Raw genomic sequence first — 20,995 nt, 5'->3', positions numbered from 1 at the left:
CCTGGCGATGTTCCCGCCGGTGCCGCCCGCGATGATCGAGCGCGGCTACCAGGACTTCGCCGACCGGTGGAACCCGATCCTCGACGTCTTCGACGAGGTGGGGGTGCGGTTCGCCCACGAGGTGCACCCCAGCGAGATCGCGTACGACTACTACACGACCAAGCGGACCCTGGAGGCGATCGGCCACCGGCCCGCGTTCGGGCTCAACTGGGATCCGTCGCACTTCGTGTGGCAGGAGCTCGACCCGGTGAACTTCATCTTCGACTTCGCCGACCGGATCTACCACGTCGACTGCAAGGACGCGAAGGTGCGGACCGGGGACGGCCGGCGCGGCCGGCTCGCCTCCCACCTGCCCTGGGCGGACCTGCGGCGCGGCTGGGACTTCGTCTCCACCGGCCACGGGGACGTCCCGTGGGAGGACTGCTTCCGGGCGTTGAACGCGATCGGCTACACCGGCCCCATCTCGGTGGAGTGGGAGGACGCCGGGATGGACCGGCTGGTCGGCGCACCGGAGGCGCTGGAGTTCGTCCGTCGGCTCGCCTTCGACGCCCCGACGGCGGCGTTCGACGCGGCGTTCAGCAGCGGCAAGGACTGAGACGCACGTCGGGCCGGTCGCCGAGTGGCGACCGGCCCGACGACGTACGGATGATCAGAGCGTGCTGCCGTTGGCGCCGGTGCCCGGGGCCTTGGGCTTCGGGGTGGTCGTCGACGAGCTGGCCGGGGTGACGCCCGACGTGGCGCCGACACCGGCCGGGGTGCCCGCGAAGACGTCGTCCGCCGGGGTCAGCTCCGGCTTGCCGGTGGTGCCGGTGTGCAGCTTCTCGCCGAGCTTGGACTGGCCGAGCTTGTCCTTGCCCTCGCTGTACAGGCGGGTGGCCTGGGCCTGGGCGACCCCGGCCGCCTCCTGGACGGTCGGGTGGTCGAGCACCTTGCGGCCCCGCACGACCAGCTCCTCGTACTTCTCCCGGCCGGCACGGGCGCCCAGGACGAAGCCCGCAGCCAGCCCGCCAAGAAACATGATCTTTCCGCGCATGGCGGCTCCTTCCGTACCTGACGCTCCCGTCGTTCCCCGCCGGTGATTCCCGGCCGGGACCGACCATCTTCGCGCCCCACGTTTTTCTCGGTCTACAGCTCAGTACCCATCCTGCTCCGCGCTCATGCCTGGTTGTGCCAGGATGACGATTTGTCCGTCTTGTTAGTGTCGAGGATTCCGGCCCGTGACGGAGGGCCGAATGCGGCAACCCCCTGGACCGAACCCCCCCGAAGTCCTGTACTCTTGTGCCGTCGCCGAGCGCCGGAGAGATCCGGTACGACGCGGCGCAGCAGTCCCCCGTAGCTCAATTGGCAGAGCAGCCGGCTGTTAACCGGCAGGTTTTTGGTTCGAGTCCAAACGGGGGAGCACAGCCTCCCACTCTCGCCCGTCGGCCCTGCCGGCGGGCGTTCCCTTGTGTCCGGTGCCCGCCCGCTCCACCGCCGGCCGGATCCGCCGATCGGGTCACCGGTGCTCCGGGAGCGGGGTCGGATGGGCGGTTTCGGCTCCGAACGGGGTATTCGGGCGGCAGGATGACAACTGTCGACTTAGACTCCCGCTGCGTCGATTGGTGCGTCGAATCGAGGGGTGGGCCGGAGGATGGCCGGTGGACGGGGCCGGAGCATGGCCACGCTGACCGCCGTGGCGGTCGTCCTGGCCTGGCTGCTCGTCGGCTTGGTCGCCGGGCCGTACGCGGGAAAGCTGGGTGAGGTCGCGACCAACGACAACGCCGCCTTCCTGCCCGCCGACGCCGAGGCGACCCGGGCGCAGGAACTGGCCGCCGGCTTCGTCGCGGAGCCGACCACCCCGGCCCTGGTGGTGTACGCGCGCAGCACCGGCATCACCCCCGCCGACACGCAGCGGGCGGTCGCCGACAGCGCCCGGTTCGCCCGGGTCGACGGGGTGGTCGGGCCACTTCCCCCACCGATCCCCAGCCAGGACGGGCAGGCCCTCCAGGTGGTGGTGCCGATCGACGACTCGGAGGGGGAACGGATCGGCCAGGTGGTCGACGAACTGCGGACCATCGCGGGAGGCGACCGTGACGGGCTCACCGTGGACGTCGCCGGCCCGGCCGGGCTGCTCGCCGACCTGATCGAGGTCTTCTCCGCCATCGACGGGCCGCTGCTGCTGGTCACCCTGGTGGTGGTGCTGGTCATCCTGCTGATCGTCTACCGCAGCCCGGTGCTCTGGATCTTCCCGCTGCTGGCGGCCGGGATGTCGTACGCGCTGGCGTCGGTCTTCGTCTACCAGCTGGCCAAGAACGACGTGATCAAGCTGAACGGGCAGGCGCAGGGCATCCTCACCGTGCTCGTCTTCGGCGCCGGAACCGACTACGCGCTGCTGCTGATCGCCCGCTACCGGGAGGAGTTGCACCGGCACCAGCGGCCCTGGGACGCCATGCGCGCCGCCTGGCGGGGTGCCGCCCCGGCCATCGCCGCCTCCGGCGCGACCGTCATCGTCAGCCTGCTCTGCCTGCTGCTGTCCAGCCTGAACTCCAACCGGGCGCTCGGTCCGGTGGCGGCCATCGGCATCGCCGCGACCCTGCTGGTGATGCTGACCTTCCTGCCCGCCCTGCTGGTGCTCGGCGGCCGGTGGGCGTTCTGGCCGCGTACCCCCGGGGTGGACCGGGCGGACCCGCAGGCCGAACACGGGCTGTGGTCCCGGATCGCCCGCTTCGTCGCCCGGCGGGCCCGGGTGGTCTGGCTGACCACGGCCGGGGTGCTGGCCCTGCTCGTCCTCGGCCTCACCCAGCTCGGCGCGACCACCCTCGGCCAGTCCGAGCTGTTCACCGACCGCACCGACTCGGTCGCCGGGCAGGAGGTGATCGCCCGGCACTACCCGGCCGGCACCGGCAGCCCGGCGACCATCTTCACCCGGCAGCAGACCGCCGCCCAGGTCGCCCAGGTCGCGCAGGACGTCGCCGGGGTGGCCGCCGTCCGCCCGGTCACCGGGCGGGACCAGACCGGCCCACCGGACCCGGACGCCCCACCCCTGGTCGTCGACGGGCAGGTGCAGCTGGAGGCGACCCTGACCGACCCGCCGGACAGCGACGCAGCCGAGCGGACCGTCCGGGACCTCCGCGAGGCGGTGCACCGGGTGCCGGCCGCCGACGCCGTGGTGGGCGGGTTCACCGCGATCGACGTGGACACCTCCGACGCGTCCACCCGGGACCGCAACGTGATCATCCCGGTCGTGCTGGCGGTGATCGCGGTGATCCTGGCGCTGCTGCTGCGGGCGCTGGTCGCGCCGCTGCTGCTGATCGCGACGGTGGTGCTGTCGTTCCTGGCCACCCTCGGGCTGTGCGCGGTGATCTTCCGGTACCTGCTGGACTTCCCCGGGGTCGACGCGTCCTTCCCGCTGTTCGCCTTCGTCTTCCTGGTCGCCCTGGGCATCGACTACAACATCTTCCTGATGAGCCGGGTCCGCGAGGAGTCGGTCCGCCGGGGTACCCGGGCCGGGGTGCTGGCCGGGCTGACCGTCACCGGCGGGGTGATCACCTCGGCCGGCATCGTGCTCGCCGCCACCTTCTCCGCGCTGGCCGTGCTGCCGCTGGTGGTGCTGGTGGAGCTGGGCGTGGCGGTCGCGGTCGGCGTCCTGCTGGACACCATCGTGGTCCGCTCGCTGCTGGTGCCCGCGCTGGCGTACGACATCGGGCCGAAGATCTGGTGGCCGAGCCGGTTGTCCCGGTCGGCGCGCGACGACACGGAGGTGGAACGTGCCCGGTGAGACGGACGTGGTGATCGTCGGCGGTGGCCTGGCCGGGCTGGCGGTCGCCCGCCGGCTGCACCGGGCCGGCGTGCCCTGGCGGCTGCTGGAGGCCGGCGACCGGCTCGGCGGCCGGGTCGCCACCGACCTGGTCGACGGGTACCTGCTCGACCGGGGTTTCCAGGTGCTCAACACCGCCTACCCGAGGCTCGGCACCCTGCTCGACCTGGGCACCCTCGACCTGGGCTGGTTCACCTCCGGGGTGCTGGTCCGCCGGAGCGACCGCCTCCACCGGCTGGTCCACCCGGTACGCGAACCCGGCGGCACACCGGCCACCGCGCTCGCCGGCATCGGTTCGCTGGTCGACCGGCTGCGCTTCGCCGCCCTCGCCACCGGCTGCGCCACCCTGCCGGCGCACCGACTGCTCACCGCGCCGGAGACCACCAGCGAGACGGCCCTGCGCCGGGCCGGGCTCTCCGACACCATCATCGAGGAGCTGATCCGGCCGTTCCTGTCCGGCGTGCTCATCGACCGGGAGCTGGAGACCTCCAGCCACGTGCTGGCGATGATCCTGCGTTCCTTCGCCCGGGGCCGGATCGGCCTGCCCGCCCGGGGGATGGCCGCGCTGCCGCAGGCCGTGGCCGCCCCGCTGCCCGCCGACCTGATCACCTGCGCCGCGCCGGTCACCGGCGTCGCCCCCGGCCGGGTCCGCACCCCGACCGGTGAGATCCGGTGCCGCGCCGTGGTGGTCGCGGTCGACCCGGCGGCGGTGGGCACGCTGCTGCCGACCCTGCCCCGGGTACGCACCCACAGCTACACCACCTACTACCACAGCACCCCGGAAGCGCCGTTGGGCGAGCCGATCCTGCTGGTCGACGGCGACCGGCGGGAACTCGTCGCCAACACGGTGGTCGTCAGCCGGGCCGTACCGTCGTACGCCCCGCCCGGCCGGCACCTGGTGGCGACCTCGGTGGTCGGCCCGTCCGCCCCGGCCGAGCCGGTGGTCCGGGGCGAACTGGAGCGCCTGTACGGATGCTCCACTGCCGACTGGGAACACCTGAGCACCGTGTCGATCCCGGACGCCCTGCCCGCCGCGCCACCGCCGCAGGGCCGGCTGCGCAAGCCCGTGGCGCTCGGCGACGGGCTCTTCGTGGCCGGCGACCACCGGGACAGCCCGTCCATCCAGGGGGCACTGGCCAGCGGCTGGCGGACGGCCGGGGTGGTGCTCGCGGAACTCCGCGCGGCGGGCTGATTCGGGTGCCGCCGGGGTGACTGCTGACTGTTATTCTCGCGTAGCCCATCGTGCCGTCAGGTGTCGCCGGGCGTACCGGTTCGGTGGTGGCCGGTGGTCCGCCGGGCGGGTTACGATCCGGCCCGGCATCGGGGGCGGTAGCTCAGCGGGTTAGAGCAGGGGACTCATAATCCCTCGGTCGCGGGTTCGAACCCCGCCCGCCCCACCAGCGAGAACCCCGGTCGGTCGAGCTTGGCCGAACACGACGGGGCAGCGGTCCGTAACTGATCCTGTGACACTGTGTCGACGAGACGCGCCTCGATCTTCGGGGCGTACCGACGTTCTTTCACGGGGGTTCGATGATCGACGACGACACCACGGTGTTCCGCCCTGTCCGCGGCCCGGTGGGCCGGGCCGCCCTGAGCCTGGCCACGATCGCCGCCGTCACGTTGCTGCCGCTCGGCGCGGCCACCGGGGCGTCCGCCGCCCCGCACGTCACCACCCTCGACCGGCCGTCCCCGGCGACGGCGATCTGGGGGCTGGAGGCGTTCGCCGGGATGCCCCGGGAGCAGGGCCTCGCCGACCGCCAGCCGGCGTTGCGCGGCGACACCCCGCTGACCGGGACGACCATCGACTGGCAGGACGACACCCGGATGCTCGGCATCCAGACGGTCGGCTTCGACGGCACGTCGTCCGCGCTGTCCGCGTCGCCGTCGACCCTGGACACCGCCGGCACGTTCTCCCTCGCCAGCTGGGTCCGGCTCACCGACACCTCGGTCAGCCGGGTCTTCGCCAGCAAGGCCGGCACCCACCGGGCCACCCTCTCGGTCGGCTACGACAGGGCGAGCAACCGGTGGCAGGTGCGGATGCCCTCGACGGGCGGCAGACACGGCGGGTCGGCCGTCGCCCGCTCGACGTCGACCCCGGCGGTCGGGCTCTGGACCCACCTGGCGGTGGTGTACGACGCCACCGCGCGCACCCTCACCCTGCGGGTGGACGGCGTGGCCGAGGCGGTGACGGGCAACGTGACCGGTGTCGACGACCCGGGCGGGGAGTTCCGGTTGGGCCGTGGCGACACCACCTGGTGGCAGGGCAACCTGGCCGGCACCCGGGTGTACGACCGGGCGCTGGTCGACGCGGACTTCACCGGCTGGCTCGCCTCCGACCCGGCCTCCGGCGGCTTCGCGGAACCGGGCCTGCTGCAGGCTCCGCTGGCCGGGTCGTGGTATTTCGGGGGCGGTATCCCCTGCTACGAGGAGGGCCTCGATCCGACCCTCTGCTCCGTCGGGGACGACAGCTCCTTCGGGCGGCAGCTCGCCCTGACCAAGGGCAGTTTCATCACCGACTCGGCGCGGGGCATGGCGCTCGAACTCGACGACCGGCACTGGATCGACGATCCGTCCGATCCGCACTTCGGTGAGGCGACCCGGGAGTACGGGCGTACCCAGGTCAATGTCGGTGACCCGAGGTACCCGGTCTGGCAGGACGCGCCGGTGCTCCGTACCGACCAGTCGTTCACGGTCTCGACCTGGGTACGGCTCGACCCGGCGCGGGGTGCGCAGGCCGTCCTTTCCCAGGACGACGGGGAGCGCAGCGCGTTCCGGCTGGGGTACGAACCGGCCGACGGTGGGCGGTGGGTGTTCCGGCTGGCCGCCGGAGCCGACGACTCCGCGACCACCACGGTGTCCGCCCCGGCGACCGGTGCCGACCAGTGGCACCAGCTCGTCGTGGTCCTCGCTGCCCGGCACCGGCAGGTGCGGCTGTACGTCGACGGAGTGCCGGCTGGCACGGTGGGGATGAACCCCGCCTGGCAGCCCCACCAGGCGACCGGTTCCCTGCTGGTGGGTCGGTCGACCTCCCCGGCGGGGCCGGAGGGCTGGTTGTACGGGCTGGTCAGCGACCTCGACGTCTACCAGGGCGAGTTCAGCGACGCCGACGTCCAGCGCCACCACGCCGAACAGCAGATCGCCCAACCGGGCCGGGGCTGATCCGTCGCCCGGCCCGGGGCCTGACCGGGATCGGGCTGGGCTGTGGCCCGGGGTCGGGCGGGATCGCGGCCCCGGGTCGGGCGGGATCGCGGTCCGGGGCCGGGCCGGATGACGGTCCACCTCCGGAGGTGACGGTCCTCCTCCGGAGGTGACGGTCCTCCTCCGGAGGTGACGGTCCACCTCCGGAGGTGACGGTCCACCTCCGGAGGTGGGTCGCGCCGGTCAGGCGACCGTGCAGGCCGCGCCGTTGAGGGTGAACGAGGTGGGCTTGGCGGTGTTGCCGGTGTGGTTGGCCTGGAATCCGATGTCGACCGACCCGCCGGCCGGGATGGCGGCGTTGTAGCTGGCGTTCCTTGCCGTCACCTGCCCGGACGAGGGCGCGTAGGAGGCGTTCCAGCCGGAGGTGATGGTCTGCCCGCCGGGCAGGGTGAAGACCAGGGACCAGCCGCTGACGGCGCTGGCACCGGTGTTGGTGATGGTGATGCTCTCGGTCAGCCCGGAGTTCCAGGCGTTGACGGTCGCGGTGACCCGGCAGGCCCCGGAGGCCGGCGGCGTGGTCGGCACCGGCGGCGTGGTCGGCGGCGGGGTGGTGACCGGCGGCGTGGTCGGCGGCGGCGTGGTGACCGGGGGCGTGGTCGGCACCGGCGGGGTGGTCACCGGCGGCGTGGTGGGCGTCGGGTTGGTCAGGCCGAAGAACTGGAGGGCGACGGCGGCCATCCCGCCCGAGGGCAGGCTGTGCCCCGCCCCCTGGACGCTGTACGCCTCGACCAGGACGTTACCGCTGGCGTCGGCGTACCGGCGGCGGTTCCAGTTGGCCTGCGGGGTGTCGGTGGAGGTGGGGGTCTGGCTCAGCCCGAACACGTTGGTCCACTGCTCGATGGTCTCCTGGAGCAGGGAGTACGGCACCAGGGTGTCGGCGGTGCCGTGCCAGAGCTGCACCTTCGGGCGCGGGCCGGAGTAGCCGGGGTACGCCTGCTGCCGGACCGCGTCACCCCACTGCTGCGGGGTGCGGTTCATGGTGCCGTTGGTGCACTTGCTGGCGCCGGGCGGGTAGTCGGCCGCGTTGGCGAAGCAGTTGTAGGGAACCCCCATGAACGCGGCGCCGGCGGCGAACACGTCAGGGTAGAGCGCCAGCATGTGGTTGGTCATCATGCCGCCGGACGAGCTGCCGGTGGCGTACACCCGACGGGGGTCGCCGCCGTACTGCCGCTGGGCATAGTTGATCATCGAGACGATCGACACCGGGTCGCTGCCGCCGCCGCGCCGCTTCGCGGCGTCCGACCAGGTGTCGAAGCAGTTGCCGAAGCCGGCCTGCTGCATCGCGGACGGGTAGATCACGATGTATCCGTACCGGTCGGCCAGCGAGGCGAACTCGCTGCTGGAGTAGAAGCCCGGCCCGGTGCCGCCGCAGCCGTGCATGGCCACCACGACCGCCGGGTTGGCCGGGCGGGTGTCCGGCACGTAGATGTGCATCCGCATCCGGCCGGGGTTGTCGCCGAAGTTGGTCACCTCGACCAACGACGCGGCGTACGCCGGTTGGAGCGTCGGTATCACCAGGGCCGCCGCCGCCAGCGTCGCCACCAGTGGCGCCGCCAGGGCGAGCAGCATTTTCCGTCTGATCTTCATGGGCGTGACTCCCTCACAGGTCGAGATCGGCCGTGCTTCCCTGCGGCACGGGTGCGCCCGGTTGCCCGTGTCGTTCGCGCCGGCCTGTTACCGCTGGCATGCCCTGCCCCGGCCCAGGTGGCATTGCATGGCACTTAGTGTTCTCCTCGGCCCGACAAGTGTCAATCGAATGACCTCGATACACTGGGCGGTCGTCGAGGTCGCCCCGGATCCACCCTGGACCCGCGTCCCGGTAGGCGTGCCCGGCGGTGCCGTCTACAGTCGGTGCCACCGTCACCGAGCCGAGCCCGGAGCGTCCCCGTGCCACACCCGTTCGACATCGAGGAGATCTTTCCCGACGACGGGGACCACCCGGTACGGCTGCCCCGCCGGCAGGCCGGCAACTCGCCGCAGGGTGTCGCGGTGACCCTGCTGGCCGACTACACGCTGCGGACCCGGGCCTGGCTGCCGTCCGCCGCCATCGTCGCGCTGCTCGCCGAGTCGCACGTCAGCCTCGCCGGGGCGCGGACCGTGATCAGCCGGCTGGCCCGCCGGGGCGTCCTGGAGGGCAGCCGGCAGGGACGGCGCAGCTCGTACCGGCTCAGCCGGTCCGCCGCCGTCAGCCTCTCGGTCGGCGGGAGCTGGGTGATGGCCGCCACCACCACGACCCAGGCATGGGACGAGTGCTGGACACTCGTCGCGTTCTCGCTGCCCCAGGAGCGCAGCGCGCAGCGGCGGGCGCTGCGCGGGCAGCTCCGCTGGCTTGGCTACGCGCCGCTGTACGACGGGCTGTGGATCTCGCCGCACGAGTTGACGCCCAAGGCGCGGGCCCAGCTCACCCAGCTCCACCTCGGCGCGGTCACCGTGTTCCGGGGCCGCCGGGTCGACCTCGACGCGGTCGCCGGCCGTGACCCGCTCGACGCCTGGGACGTCGCGGCGGTCGCCGAGCAGTACGAGAGCTTCCTGCGGCGGTGGCGACCGCTCCTGCCCCGGATCGCCGCCGGCCAGGTCGACGGCGCGGAGGCGGTCCGGGCGCGGACCGAGGTGATGGACACCTTCCGCCGGTTCCCCACCCTCGACCCGCAGCTACCCCTGCGACTGCTGCCCGCCGGCTGGCTGCGCGGCCCGGCCCGGGAGACCTTCGCCGCCGTCTACGACGGGCTCGCCGACACCGCCGAGCGGCACGTCCGGGCCGTCGTGGCGCGGTTCGCCGACGGTACGCACGCCGACGTCCGGGCGCACACCACCGCCGACCTCCTCGCCGGCCTCTCCGCCACCGAACCCCGGGGTGCCGCGCCCGCGGCCACCGACCTGGCCGAGTCGTCCCCGTCGTACTGACCCGGCCCCGCTCTAGAGCTTCAGCCCCTCGACGGTGCCCAGGTCGTACCAGGTGAGGGAGAACTCGCTGCCGGAGGGCGGGACGACCGGGAACACGGCCCAGCTCTCCAGGACCGCGCCGGTGAGCAGGGTGAAGTCCTCACCGGGCCGCTGCGAGGTGCAGTACGTGTCGACCGGGTAGACCTGCTTTGCACCGGCCAGCGTGAGATGCGACGACCGGAGATCCGCCGCCGGTTCCGGGCAGCTCAGCGACCATCCGTTGGCCGCACTGCTCTGGTAGCGCAGTCGTACCCGCAGCTTTCCCTCCGTGGTCACCTCCAGGCCGGTGACGGTCGCTCTGTTCGCTCCGTCGTCGTAGAGGAGGCGACTCGTCGGCCGGAGGCCGGTGCCCGCCGACTGCGGGGCGGCCGTGCTCCCCTCCGCGGCGGGGTCGGCCCCGCCGGTCGTCGGGGCAGGGCTCCCGGAGGCCGGCGGCGCGGAGTCGGAGAGGGCGTCCGCGACGGATGACCCGAGGTCCGGGTCCGTGGAAGCTGGCTCCGGCCCGCCGAACTTCAGCCAGGCCAGCACGGCGGCGCCGAGCACCGCGACGACGACGCCGACAATCACCTCGACCAGGTGCTTCCGCAACATCGATGATCCCTTACTGCCGGTGGACAGGCGCCTTCCACGCTAGGCGTCAGCAGCAAACCTGGCCACCGGGCGGGCACCCGCGCGCCGTTCCCGGCCGGCTGGGACCGGGCCGGATCGGGTGCGGGGACCGCCCGTCCCGGCTCACCGGCGGCGGGCCCGGTCCAGCACCTCCTCGGCGGTGAGCGGGCTGCGTGGATGGTGGCTCAGCGACAGCGGGGTACGGATCTTCACCGGTGCGGCCCCCTCGGCGGCGAGGTAGAACTCGCCGGTGCTGAGCCGGGAGATGTCCGCGACGTCACCACCCTTGGCCTTCGCCATCTCCCGGGCGGCCTCCAGCTGGATCGGGCTGTTGAGCCGCCCGTAGAGCTGGGTCGCCGCGTTGCCCGGGATCCGGTTGTGCAGCCCTTTCGGCGACTGGGTGGCGAAGATCAGGCCCAGGCCGTACTTGCGGGCCTGGGCCGCCAGCGCCAGCGTGCTCTGGGTGCACGCGGTCATCGCACCGGACGGGGCGAACGTCTGCGCCTCGTCCATCACCAGCAGCCCGAGCAGCGGCCGGTCGTTCGCCGGGTGCCGCTTGATCCAGGCGAAGAGCGCCATCTGCAACTGGTTGACGAAGCCCTGCCGGGCCTCGTCGGACTGCAGGCCGACGAGGCTGACGACGGAGATCCGGGCCCGCCGGCCCGGCTCGGGGGTGAGCAGCAGCCCGGGATCCACCGGGCTGCCCTCGCCACCGAACAGCGGATCGTTGACCATCGCCGCCGCCAGCGACTGGGCGATCCACACCCCGATCTTGTCCGCCCCGTCGATGTCCAGTAGGCCGTCCGGCAGGTCGGCGAGAGTGTCGATCAACCCCTGCACCCGGCTGCCGCCTCTTCGGCCGTAGTGCTCGACGGCCTTGCGCAGCACGGCGAGCCCCAGGTGGACCTTGCTGGTCCGGCCGGTGAGCTGCGCGCGGGGTGCCAACGACGCGACAGCCGCCTCCACCGCCTCGTGGAACTCGTCGGGGTCGTCGAGCACGCTGCGGAAGTCCGGTAGCGGCTGGAAGCTCAGTGGCCGACCCGACGACCGGCGCGGCGTCCACACCCGGACGTCGGTCCCGGTCAGGTAGTCCCGGGCCTTCTCCGCGTCCCCGGCCCGCCAGTCCGAGGGGGGCTCCGGCCACTCGTCACCGAGCCGGGCCAGGTCGTTGTTGGGATCGAGGACGATGGCCGAGACCCCGGCGAGGGCGCACTCCTCCAGGATCCGCCGGATCAACACGGTCTTGCCGGAGCCGGAGCCGGCGAAGATGGTGGTGTGCTTACGGAGGGCTTCTAGGGAGAGCGGCACGGGATCGCCGGTGCGGTGGTCGTACCCCACGGTGAGGTGCGGACCGGACCCCCCATCGTCGACCGGCCCCGCTTCTCCCGGCCTGGCTTCGACCGGCCCCGCTTCTCCCGGCCTGGCTTCGACCGGCCCGGCGTGGACGGGTGTGGCGTCGACCGGTCCCGTGCCGACCGGTGCCGGCGGCTCCGGCAGCGTCGCGGTGGTGGCCGGGACCTCGCCGGGGGTGTCCGGAAGCCAGTCGGCGACCGAGGCGAGGGCCAGCCGCAGCACGGTGAGATCCCGGGTGGGCCGGCGGGCGGTCAGCCACCCCCGGACGTCGACCGGGGCCTCCGCCAGCAGGACCTGGAGGGCGCCGAGGATGCGGAGATCCTCGGCGTCCAGCGGGAGGACCGTCCCGCCGGCCCGGGTGAAGGCGGTGACCGCCTGGCGGGTCTTGATCCCGCTGGACCAGTCCCCGTTACGGAGCAGGAAGAGCCGGCGTCTGGTGATCCGGGCGTCGAGCCCCGCCACCGTGCAGGCCTTGCGCAGCCGGGCCAGCGCCGCGACGGCGTGGTGTTCCGCGCTGATCGCCCGGAAACACCAGTGGGCCTGGTCCTCCGTGGTCTCGTCGAGGGTGAGCCGGAGCCGGGCGTGCAGCGGCGGCTGGGCGCTCGGGGGCGGGTCCACACTGAACGCCGGGCCACCCTCACCGCGTTCCATCACCCAGGCGGTCAGGCCTGCGGCGAGCAACCCGGGGACCAGGCTATCCTCGCTGTCCCGGGTCAGCGGGCCGGACACGTCCACCTCGCCCTTGAGCTGGGCAAACCTCGCGTCGAACCGGTCCAGGTCGGCCTCGGGGGCGGTACGCGCGCCGGGCGGTCGCGGGGCCGCCGGGTCACCGAGCCGGGTCAGTTCGCGGACCTCGCCCGCGTCGAGACAGGCCCGGATGTGCCGGTCGATGTCGATCAGCAACTGTCGGGGGGTCATCCCCTCGGCCTGCGCGAAGGCCTCGGGCCGCACCGGCCACGAGGGATACGGCGGGACGAAGCCGAGATCGGCGAACCGGGCGGCGAGCCGGCGTTCGACGAGTTCCCGGGCCAGGGCGGCGTCGTGGATGGTGCTGAGCCGGGGCGGGGTGCGGAACCGGTCGGTCACCGTGTCGACCGTCCGGCTCCCGATGATCGTCCACGAGGTCGGCAGGCAGGCCACCAGGGTGAGCGTGCGGCGGGTCACCTGGCGCAGCGACATCAGGCCGTCGGCGATCCGGGCGTGCACGGCGGCCTGCTCGGGGTCGTCCGGTGCACCCGACCGGGCGTGCAGGACGTCACCGGCGGCCACGGACTGCGCGATCAGGGTGTCGATCTGGTCGACGGCCACCACCGAGGGGCCGGTCAGCGCCAGGAGCCAGGAGAGTTCCTGGACGATCTGCTGTGCGCCGCGCGGGGTGCGCCGCATACCCCAGGCGGCGCGTTCCCCCGGCTCCCCCTCCTCGCCGGAGGCGAAGTAGTTCTCCGCGATGTCCCGGTGGGTGAACTCCTCCGAAGCGCTCAGCGCGAGCGCCCGGGCCGTCTCCCGGCAGGTACGCGCCACGTACGGGTCGTGCCCGGCCAGTCCCTCGATGAACGCGTCCAGGGCGGCCCGGGTCAGCGTGGTGTCACCCATCACCGCCCGGCGGGCCGACCGGGGCGCCCCGACCAGCGAGGAGAGCCGGCGCAGCAGCAGCCGGAGCTGGCTCTCGCTGCCCGGCACCGGTCGGGACAGCCCGTCGACCAGAGCGGCGAGCACGCTGTCCCAGAAACCGTGCGCGTCGAGCAGGCCGACCAGGAAGAAGTAGCCGCCCTGCTGCTGGACCTGCTGGCGGACCCAGCCCAGCAGGTGGGTCTTGCCCGAGCCGCGTTGCCCCTGCAACACCAGCCCGATCGGGCTGGCGTCGGCGCTGTCCCGGGCGTCGGCGACACCCCGCAGCACGTCGCGGACCACGGCGCGGTGCAGGCCCTCCACATGGAACGGCGAGGGCCGCCAGACGTCGTCGGGCACCGGCGCCCAGTCGAACCTGAGCGCCGCCAGGGCGGCCTGTTCCGCCTCGGTCATCCCACCCCCATCGCCAGCAGGTGCTTGTCCTGACCACCGAGCCGCAGGGCCGCCGCCACGTCGTCCGGGGTCAACTGCTTCTGGTTGGACTCCGGGACGATGTCGACGTCCGGTTCGCGTTCCAGGTCCCGGAGCGCCTCGTCGAGGTCGGCGGGGTCGACGTCGGCGAAGAAGGGGCGCAGCCGGGTGAGGCTGACCCAGGCCCCCGGCTCGGCGGCCAACGCGCCGTACGCCTGCCGGATCCGGGTACGCAGGACCTCGCGCCCGTCCGCCCGGGGCGCGGCGGCCCGCACGTCGGTCAGCGCGAACATCTCACCGAACGACTGGTAGTCGCTGCGCCCCATCACCCGGTCGCGCAGGTTCACCTGCAACGCGGCCAGCGCCCCGCCGAGCGTACGGCCGACCGACGACTGGAAGTTCAGGTTCTCCTGCACCCGGATCCAGCCCTTGTCGGCGAGCTGGTGCAGGAAGGTGTTGCCCTCCCGGCGGCTGTCCACGTAACCGAGCCGGTTGAGCTTGTCCCGGTAGGGCTTGCGGATGTCGACGCCGTACCGCTTCTTCAGCTCGGTGTTGGACACCTCCCGGGCCTCTGCCATCAACACGAGCAGGATCGCGCCCTCGGAGGGGGTGAGGTCATCGCCGGACATGGGGTGTTCCTTCCGCCAGGGCACGACGCCGGTCCCGGACCAGGGTGCCGATCTGGTGCACCACCGCGCCGACGTCGTGGTTGATTCGGGCATTGGTGAAGCGCAGGACGGCGTACCCGTCCAACTGCAACTGCACGTCGCGCTGCCGGTCCGCTTCGAACCGGGCCGGTCGGCAGTGCTCCGGCCCGTCGATCTCGACGACGCACCGGGCGTCGGGCCAGAGCAGGTCGGGGCAGACCGGGGGCGCGAGCGGGTGGGACTGGTGGTAACGGTTCCAGATCCGTCCCGCCGCCCAGCTCTCGGCGGCCAGGGCGGCCTCCAGCGCCGCCTCGGTCGCGCTGCCGGGATGCGGTCGTCCCAGCGCCTCCGGGGCCGGCGGCACCTCCCGGGGCCGGTCGTCCGCCGGCCGGGCGAGCCGGACGCAGGCCACCCGGTCGGCGTGCCGTAACGGTGCGCCGACCAGCCACACGCCGACCCGGCCGTGGTGGCACAGCCACTCCGCGCCCGCCACGACGGCCTGTTCCCCGGCCGGGTCGAGACCGGCGGGCACCTCGATCAGCAGGTTGACCCGGGCGCGGCCGAAGCCCTCCGCCACCACCCGGGCCAGCCCCGGGCAGCGGACCCGGGGGGAGAACGGGTCGACCGGCGGTCGCCGGCCGGACACCGCCACGGTGGCGAGGTGCGCCAGGAATGGCGCGTGGTGCGGGGAGCCCCGGGACCGCCGGACCGCCGCGGCCCGGACGGCCGCCAGGCCGAACGGATCGGCCCGGGGGACGTCCGCCGCCTCGGGAAGCCACCCGGGCAGCAGCGCCACCGCCACCTGTTCCAGCTCGTCCAGGACGGTGCGGACGACGGCCCCGGGGGTACGGGCCGGACCGGGGTGCGCGACGACGACGGCCGGGCCGGCGGGTTCCCCGGTGGCGATCGCCGCGATCGTGTCGGTAGGCACCCCGGCGAGCTGGACGACGCGGTCCACCGGCACCGCGGCGAGTTCGCGGGCGAGACTCACGGCAGGTCACCGGGGCGGACCGTAATCGCCTTCCTCCGGGGGAGATCGGATCGGGCGTAGCTCAGCGGTCCTCATCCTCCCGTGTGCCATCGGACGAACCCGAACACCCTACGAAGTGGCTCGACGCCGACGCCATAGCCGCCGACGGTCAGTCGTGCTTCGGACACCTCGCCACGTCACCGAACACGACGCAGGGGTCGGGTCGTCCGGCCGCTACGGGGAGGTCGGGGTGGATGTCCTGTCGGCGAGGGACTGGGCCTGCCGGCTGAGCGACTCGACCCGGGTGGTCAGCGCCTGGACGGCCGCGTCGTCGGTGCCGTCCAGGGTCGCCAACTGGTCGAGCAGGGCGGCGTGGTCCGAGGTCAGCTGCCGGTAGCGGCGGACGAAGCTGCTGTCGTCGCCGTCCCGACGGGCGTTCAGCAGGGCGTACTGCGGATCGAGGTCGATGATCTGCTGGGCGAGCCCGGCGGTGGCGGCGCTGAGCGCGCTGCGGCTGTCGGTCAGCTCGTCGCGGCGGATCCGGCGGGCCGCCGCCAGCCGGCCCGCCCGCCGGCCGCCGAGGTAGAGCGCGGTCGCGGCGGCGACGACGCCCAGCACGGCGGCGGCGGCGAGCAGGAAGCGGGGCAGCGACGGGCTGATCGTCCGGGAGCCGTCGGGCACGGTGCCCGCCTTGACCAGCCGGTCGTAGTTGACGGCGATGACCTTCACCGCCTCCAGCGGGCGGTCGGCGAAGGTGTCGATGCCCCGGCCGATGATCATTTCGGCGGCGGCGGCCTTGCCCAGGTTCTTCTTCTCGTAGCCGGGCACCAGCGCGCAGCCGTAGGTGTCGTAGTCGTCGCCGTCGCGGCTGAGCACCAGCACGACGGTCCCGTCGGCGGCCCGGGACACCTGCTTGCAGGTGTCCCGCAGGTCGGCGTCGGGGGAGCGCAGCACCACCACTAGCCGGCGGTTGCCGATGATCCGTTCCGCCGCCGCCCGGTCGACGTCGAGCCCCGGGTCGGCGTAGAACGACGAGGTGCGTACGTGCCGGGCGATCGGCCCGTCCAGCGCCCCACCGCTCCACACCGCCCAGCCAGCCAGCGCCAGACAGGCCAGGACGGCCAGGCCGAACGGGGTACCGAGCAGGCCCACGACACGCTGCCGCGGGGAGGTGCCGGCACCGGTCCGCCGGGAGCGGTCGGCGGGCTGCCGTGGGGAGGTGCCGGCACCGGTCCGCCGGGAGCGGTCGGCGGGCTGCCGCGGGGAGGGGGCGGTGCCGGTCCGCCGGGAGCGGTCGGCGGGCTGCCGTCGGGAACGACCGGCACCGGTCCGCCGGGAGTCGGAACGGGTCATGACAGCCGGCCTCGCAGGTAGTTGTCCGGGCGGTAGCTGGCGATGCCGACCTGGCGGGCGGTGTCGTCCAACTCGGCCGCCGCCTCGTCGAGCAGTGCGCGTACGTGCCGGGCGGGCAGCTTCTCCTCCCACGCCGACCGGGCCGCCTGGAGCGCGACGATGCTCCGGGTCAGCGCCGGATTGCTGCGGGCGTCGGTCAGCAGGGACACCTCGACAGCCAGCGCGGTCAACCCGGCCAGCCGGACCGGGGCGGCGTCGCGTCGGCGGCCCGGCCCCCGCCCGGGGCTGCGCAGCGACCGGGCCGACAGGACCAGGAACGCCGCCACGCAGCCGGCGAAGAGCCACGGCAGCGCCGGCAGCGCCACCCGCAGCGGATCGGCCGGCCGGTACGGCAGGGGCCGCTCGAACAGGCCGGCGTAGCGGATGTCGGTGACCCGGTTGAGGTAGACCCCCAGCACGTTGCGCTGCGGGTAGTCGGAGCGGCTGAGCACGCTGGCGAACTGGCCGTAGAAGCTCGCCCCGGCCAGCTCCGCGAAGTCCGCCGCGCCGGGGCCGTGGTACTCGACCCACAGCCCGTACATCACCACGATCGGCTGGTCGGGGAAGCGGGCGCTCAGCGCGGGGCCGTACCGGGGCAGCGGTTCGCCGTACCGCTGCACGGGCAGCGCGACGTACCACGCGCCGTCCGGGAAGGCGTTGCGGGCGGCGGCCTCGGGGACGTCGGTCAGGGTCGCGCCGGGGGCGACGTGCCGACCGGTGGCCCGCAGATCGGTCAGCACGGCGGTCAGCTCCGGCCCGCTCGGCTCGCGCCAGCGCAGCTCGTCCCGGTCGGCCGGGGTGGACTCCTTGCGCAGCGCGGTGATCAGGGCGATCAGCAGGTCGGTCACGTCCCCGGTGGCGAACTGCGCCCGCCAGGCCGGCAACGTGTCGGAGCTGGCCTGGTAGAAACCGCCGCTGACCTCGGTGCCGATCACCCGGATGGTGGCGTTCTCCACGTCCCGGACCCGCTCGCGTTCATCGGAGTCGAGGCCGGGCGGGGCGACCAGGATCCGGGTGTCGCCGGCCACCTCCCGGACCCGCTGCTCGTTCCAGTACGCCACCGAGCCGGGGAGGCGTACCACCGGCGCGGCGGCGACCAGGGCGGTCATCTCGTCCACCGACGGCACGGTGGCCCGCTCGGTGGTGCCGGCGGTGTCGGTGTCGACCCCCGCCGTCGACGACGGCGACCGTCCGTAGCTGACGTCGATGCCCTGTTGCCGCTGGGCGAGCAGGAAGACCACCAGCACGAGCACGGCGACCCCGAGCAGCGTCCAGCGCACCGGCTCCGCCCAGCGGCGGTACCCCCGGGCGGTCACCGGGGCTCCCGCCACAGCCGGTCGGCCCGGCGGGCGTGCTCGGCCGCCTCCCGCGCCGCGTCCGGCCCGCCGCGGGCGCCCGCGAGCGACTCGGCACGGGCGAACAACCGTTCCGCCTCGGGCACCCGGCCCGGGGCGGCGTCCCGGCTGACGGCCGCGCTGTCGATCGCCGCGCGGGCGGTCGACCAGGCGGTGCGGCGCTGCTCCGTCCGGGCCCGGTGGTGGGGCAGCAGGGTGGTCACCACGCCCGCGGCCACCAGCAGCACCGCGCCGGCCAGCCAGAACAGGTAGGGGTGTGCCATGGGCTCCAACCGTCCGACGGGTCCGGGGAGACTCCCCCGGGGGTGGTCGGACCGAGTCTCGCTGATCGCGTCAACCCGCGCCACACGGCCCCCGACCAGGGCGGTTGCGGCTGCGAAGGGTGGTGTGACGGTGATCGTGAGTGGCCGGCGCGCGGGTCAGCCGTCGCCGAGCTCGCGGGCGTACGTGTCGCGTAGCTGCGCCCAGCCGTGGGCGAGGGCGGCGCGGCCCCGGACCGGGCCGACCGGGTCGCCGGCGAGCAGCCGGTCGGCGACGTCGACGCAGAGGTGCCAGCCGGCGGCCACCATCGGCAGCGTCCCCCGGTCGGCGACGGTGTGCCACAGGGTGAGGCGGGTGCCGTCGGCGGTCGCGGTCAGCTCCCAGCGGAGCAGGTCCCCGCCCCAGGTGTGTTCCAGCAGGCGCGGCGCCTCGGCCCGGCGTACGGTAGCCGGCTGCGCGTCGGTCGTGTCGCCGTCGACCAGGGTGAGCACCACGTCGCCGGGGGTGCCGAGGTCGCGGTCGGCCAGGAACGGCGCCCACTCGCCCAGTTGGGCCGGGTCGGTCAGCGCCGCCCAGACCCGCTGCGGCGGGTGCCGCAGTTCGCGGACGAAGCGCAGGGTCCACCGGTCGTCGGCGGGGGTCGCGGTGACCTCGGCCGGTGGGCCGGGGCGCAGCGGGGCAGGGTCCATGGTCACTCCTTGTCGAGGTGACGCTCCAGGGCGTCGAGGTGGGTCTCCCACATCCGCCGGTACGGGGCCAGCCAGCCGTCCACCGCTCGCAGTTGACGCAGGTCGAGCCGGTAGATGCGGTGCTGGGCGACCGTCCGGCAGGAGACGAAACCGGCCTCGCGGAGCACCCGCAGGTGCTTGGAGACGGCCGGCTGGCTCAGCTCCAGGGTGTCGACCAGCTCGCCGACGCTGCACTCGGCCTGCCGGAGCGTGTCGAGGATGCGGCGGCGGCTCGGCTCGGCCAGGACGGCGAAGGCGTCAACGGACACGCAGGCAATATGCCTCCGTCGGCATATTCCTGTCAAGGCATATGCGGGTCCGGCGGGGCCTGAGCGGGTGCGCGCCCGGCTCCCTATGCTCGGGGCATGGAACTGCGGATCTTCACCGAGCCCCAGCAGGGCGCCAGCTACGACCAACTGCTCACGGTGGCCCGCGCCGCCGAGGACGCCGGCTACGGCGCGTTCTTCCGCTCCGACCACTACCTGGCGATGGGGTCGGCCAGCGGCGAACCCGGCCCGACCGACGCCTGGACCACCCTGGCCGGGCTGGCCCGGGACACCTCCCGGATCCGGCTCGGCACGCTGGTGACGGCGGCCACCTTCCGGCTGCCCGGTCCGCTCGCCATCACCGTCGCCCAGGTCGACCAGATGAGCGGCGGCCGGGTCGAGCTGGGCATCGGGGCCGGCTGGTTCGCCGACGAGCACACCGCGTACGGCATCCCGTTCCCGTCGGTGGGGGAGCGCTTCGACCGGCTGGAGGAGCAGCTCGCCGTGATCACCGGGCTGTGGGCGACCCCGGCCGGCGAGACGTTCGACTTCGCCGGGACGTACTACCCGGTCGCCGACTCCCCGGCGCTGCCCAAGCCGGTGCAGCAGCCCCGCCCGCCGATCCTGCTCGGCGGCAAGGGACCGAAGCGCACCCCGCGACTGGCCGCCCGCTACGCCGACGAGTTCAACCTGCCCTTCGTCTCGCTCGACGAGACGGTGGCCCAGTTCGGCCGGGTCCGCGCGGCCTGCGCCGAGGTGGGCCGCGACCCGGGCACCCTGCGCTGGTCCAACGCGCTGGTGCTCTGCTGCGGCCGGGACGACGCCGAGGTGGCCCGCCGGGCCGCCGTCCTCGGCCGGGAGCCGGCCGAGCTGCGGGAGAACGGCCTCGCCGGCACCCCCGCCGAGGTGGTCGACAAGATCGGCCGGTACGCGGCGGCCGGCAGCGAGCGGATCTACCTCCAGGTGCTCGACCTGGCCGACCTGGACCACCTGGAGCTGGTCGCCGCCGAGGTGATGCCGCAGGTGTGACCCCGGCCGGCGCGGTCAGCGGCGACGGGTGACCCCGCCCGGTTCGCGCAGCACCGTGTCCAGCCGACCGTCCCGGTCGCTGTCCAGGTAGGTGATGTCCGGTACGCCGTCCCCGTCCAGGTCGAACTGGACCACGTCGGCGATGCCGTCGCCGTCCAGGTCCGTCACCACCTGCGTCGACCCGTCCAGGTGGTGGGTGACGATCGAGTGCGCCCCGGTCTCCACCGGCCGGGGCGCGGGCGCGGGCGGCGGCTCGGGTGCCGGCGCGGTCCGGGCCGGGTACGCCGTGGGCGGGGCGCCGGTCGGCTGCGGGCCGGTCCCGGTCGGGTCGATCTCCTCCTCCGACGGGTAGACGTCACCGTGCAGGATGGGGTCGGGATAGCTGCTCATCGCGCCATGGTTCCCCGT

General features: G+C 73.8%; 18 protein-coding genes and 2 tRNA genes. 8 read left to right on the top strand and 12 right to left on the bottom strand.

Annotated elements, in window-relative coordinates; translation table 11 throughout:
• The coding region (locus O7625_RS30215) for a sugar phosphate isomerase/epimerase family protein (RefSeq protein WP_282343388.1) at positions 1-595 on the top strand (595 nt) is incomplete at its 5' end.
• 54 nt (positions 596-649) lie between these two features.
• Here O7625_RS30215 and O7625_RS30210 read toward each other — a convergent pair.
• Positions 650-1,033: a hypothetical protein gene (locus O7625_RS30210; RefSeq protein ID WP_282343387.1), complete on the bottom strand. Its 384-nt coding sequence runs from the start codon at positions 1,031-1,033 to the stop codon at positions 650-652.
• Positions 1,034-1,326: 293 nt separating this feature from the next.
• Between O7625_RS30210 and O7625_RS30205 the strand changes: the two genes are divergently transcribed.
• The 5 genes from O7625_RS30205 (at position 1,327) to O7625_RS30185 (ending at position 6,955) form a co-directional block, all read left to right on the top strand.
• A tRNA-Asn gene (locus tag O7625_RS30205) sits at positions 1,327-1,399 on the top strand.
• Positions 1,400-1,630: 231 nt separating this feature from the next.
• Complete coding sequence (locus O7625_RS30200) at positions 1,631-3,757, top strand: MMPL family transporter (RefSeq protein ID WP_282343386.1); 2,127 nt, start codon at positions 1,631-1,633, stop codon at positions 3,755-3,757.
• Positions 3,747-4,988 (top strand): FAD-dependent oxidoreductase, encoded by a 1,242-nt coding sequence (locus tag O7625_RS30195; protein WP_282343384.1) that lies wholly within the window; start codon positions 3,747-3,749, stop codon positions 4,986-4,988. The genes O7625_RS30200 and O7625_RS30195 overlap by 11 nt, the downstream gene beginning before the upstream one ends.
• A 131-nt stretch (positions 4,989-5,119) precedes the next feature.
• Positions 5,120-5,196, top strand: a tRNA-Ile gene (locus O7625_RS30190).
• Positions 5,197-5,326: 130 nt separating this feature from the next.
• Positions 5,327-6,955: a LamG domain-containing protein gene (locus tag O7625_RS30185; protein ID WP_282343382.1), complete on the top strand. Its 1,629-nt coding sequence runs from the start codon at positions 5,327-5,329 to the stop codon at positions 6,953-6,955.
• Positions 6,956-7,177: 222 nt separating this feature from the next.
• Here O7625_RS30185 and O7625_RS30180 read toward each other — a convergent pair whose 3' ends face one another.
• Positions 7,178-8,581: a PHB depolymerase family esterase gene (locus O7625_RS30180; protein ID WP_282343380.1), complete on the bottom strand. Its 1,404-nt coding sequence runs from the start codon at positions 8,579-8,581 to the stop codon at positions 7,178-7,180.
• 300 nt (positions 8,582-8,881) lie between these two features.
• Between O7625_RS30180 and O7625_RS30175 the strand changes: the two genes are divergently transcribed.
• The gene (locus O7625_RS30175; RefSeq protein WP_067306753.1) at positions 8,882-9,898 is read left to right on the top strand and encodes a PaaX family transcriptional regulator C-terminal domain-containing protein; all 1,017 of its coding nucleotides are present in this window, start codon (positions 8,882-8,884) and stop codon (positions 9,896-9,898) included.
• 12 nt (positions 9,899-9,910) lie between these two features.
• On the opposite strand, the gene O7625_RS30170 is transcribed toward O7625_RS30175, so the two are convergent.
• The 9 genes from O7625_RS30170 to O7625_RS30130 all read right to left on the bottom strand — a co-directional run bounded on the left by O7625_RS30170 (position 9,911) and on the right by O7625_RS30130 (position 19,561).
• Positions 9,911-10,528 (bottom strand): hypothetical protein, encoded by a 618-nt coding sequence (locus O7625_RS30170; protein WP_282343379.1) that lies wholly within the window; start codon positions 10,526-10,528, stop codon positions 9,911-9,913.
• Positions 10,529-10,669: 141 nt separating this feature from the next.
• Positions 10,670-13,921 carry an ATP-binding protein gene (locus O7625_RS30165; RefSeq protein WP_282343377.1) on the bottom strand — a complete coding sequence of 1,084 codons (3,252 nt, stop codon included), beginning with the start codon at positions 13,919-13,921 and terminating at the stop codon, positions 10,670-10,672.
• Positions 13,918-14,568, bottom strand: coding sequence for a hypothetical protein (locus O7625_RS30160; RefSeq protein WP_282343374.1), 651 nt, complete (start codon positions 14,566-14,568; stop codon positions 13,918-13,920). Before O7625_RS30160 ends, O7625_RS30165 begins: the two co-directional genes overlap by 4 nt.
• Entirely contained in the window at positions 14,555-15,577 is a 1,023-nt protein-coding gene (locus O7625_RS30155) for a DUF559 domain-containing protein (protein WP_282343372.1), read from the bottom strand. The genes O7625_RS30160 and O7625_RS30155 overlap by 14 nt, the downstream gene beginning before the upstream one ends.
• A gap of 213 nt (positions 15,578-15,790) precedes the next feature.
• The gene (locus O7625_RS30150; RefSeq protein ID WP_282343370.1) at positions 15,791-16,909 is read right to left on the bottom strand and encodes a hypothetical protein; all 1,119 of its coding nucleotides are present in this window, start codon (positions 16,907-16,909) and stop codon (positions 15,791-15,793) included.
• Positions 16,906-18,264 (bottom strand): hypothetical protein, encoded by a 1,359-nt coding sequence (locus tag O7625_RS30145; protein WP_282343368.1) that lies wholly within the window; start codon positions 18,262-18,264, stop codon positions 16,906-16,908. Before O7625_RS30145 ends, O7625_RS30150 begins: the two co-directional genes overlap by 4 nt.
• On the bottom strand, positions 18,261-18,566 hold the full coding sequence (locus O7625_RS30140) for a DUF6403 family protein (RefSeq protein ID WP_282343366.1): 306 nt from the start codon (positions 18,564-18,566) through the stop codon (positions 18,261-18,263). Before O7625_RS30140 ends, O7625_RS30145 begins: the two co-directional genes overlap by 4 nt.
• A gap of 156 nt (positions 18,567-18,722) precedes the next feature.
• Positions 18,723-19,253, bottom strand: coding sequence for an SRPBCC family protein (locus O7625_RS30135; RefSeq protein WP_282343365.1), 531 nt, complete (start codon positions 19,251-19,253; stop codon positions 18,723-18,725).
• Positions 19,254-19,255: 2 nt separating this feature from the next.
• Entirely contained in the window at positions 19,256-19,561 is a 306-nt protein-coding gene (locus O7625_RS30130; protein ID WP_067306780.1) for a metalloregulator ArsR/SmtB family transcription factor, read from the bottom strand.
• A gap of 96 nt (positions 19,562-19,657) precedes the next feature.
• Here O7625_RS30130 and O7625_RS30125 point away from each other — a divergent pair, with 96 nt between their 5' ends.
• Entirely contained in the window at positions 19,658-20,587 is a 930-nt protein-coding gene (locus O7625_RS30125) for an LLM class F420-dependent oxidoreductase (RefSeq protein ID WP_282343364.1), read from the top strand.
• 15 nt (positions 20,588-20,602) lie between these two features.
• On the opposite strand, the gene O7625_RS30120 is transcribed toward O7625_RS30125, so the two are convergent.
• Entirely contained in the window at positions 20,603-20,977 is a 375-nt protein-coding gene (locus tag O7625_RS30120) for a hypothetical protein (RefSeq protein WP_282343362.1), read from the bottom strand.
• Positions 20,978-20,995 lie beyond the last annotated feature (18 nt).

Origin of the sequence: Micromonospora sp. WMMD714, assembly GCF_029581315.1 — a bacterium.
GTDB lineage: Bacteria > Actinomycetota > Actinomycetes > Mycobacteriales > Micromonosporaceae > Micromonospora > Micromonospora rifamycinica.
This window is presented reverse-complemented; position numbering and strand designations above follow the sequence as displayed.

Bases quoted from the DNA above. Each gene is read 5' to 3' on its own strand.
- O7625_RS30210 (WP_282343387.1), bottom strand. From the start codon at position 1,033: ATGCGCGGAAAGATCATGTTTCTTGGCGGGCTGGCTGCGGGCTTCGTC.
- O7625_RS30200 (WP_282343386.1), top strand. From the start codon at position 1,631: ATGGCCGGTGGACGGGGCCGGAGCATGGCCACGCTGACCGCCGTGGCG.
- O7625_RS30185 (WP_282343382.1), top strand. From the start codon at position 5,327: ATGATCGACGACGACACCACGGTGTTCCGCCCTGTCCGCGGCCCGGTG.
- O7625_RS30180 (WP_282343380.1), bottom strand. From the start codon at position 8,581: ATGAAGATCAGACGGAAAATGCTGCTCGCCCTGGCGGCGCCACTGGTG.
- O7625_RS30170 (WP_282343379.1), bottom strand. From the start codon at position 10,528: ATGTTGCGGAAGCACCTGGTCGAGGTGATTGTCGGCGTCGTCGTCGCG.
- O7625_RS30165 (WP_282343377.1), bottom strand. From the start codon at position 13,921: ATGACCGAGGCGGAACAGGCCGCCCTGGCGGCGCTCAGGTTCGACTGG.
- O7625_RS30160 (WP_282343374.1), bottom strand. From the start codon at position 14,568: ATGTCCGGCGATGACCTCACCCCCTCCGAGGGCGCGATCCTGCTCGTG.
- O7625_RS30150 (WP_282343370.1), bottom strand. From the start codon at position 16,909: ATGACCCGTTCCGACTCCCGGCGGACCGGTGCCGGTCGTTCCCGACGG.
- O7625_RS30140 (WP_282343366.1), bottom strand. From the start codon at position 18,566: ATGGCACACCCCTACCTGTTCTGGCTGGCCGGCGCGGTGCTGCTGGTG.
- O7625_RS30135 (WP_282343365.1), bottom strand. From the start codon at position 19,253: ATGGACCCTGCCCCGCTGCGCCCCGGCCCACCGGCCGAGGTCACCGCG.
- O7625_RS30125 (WP_282343364.1), top strand. From the start codon at position 19,658: ATGGAACTGCGGATCTTCACCGAGCCCCAGCAGGGCGCCAGCTACGAC.
- O7625_RS30120 (WP_282343362.1), bottom strand. From the start codon at position 20,977: ATGAGCAGCTATCCCGACCCCATCCTGCACGGTGACGTCTACCCGTCG.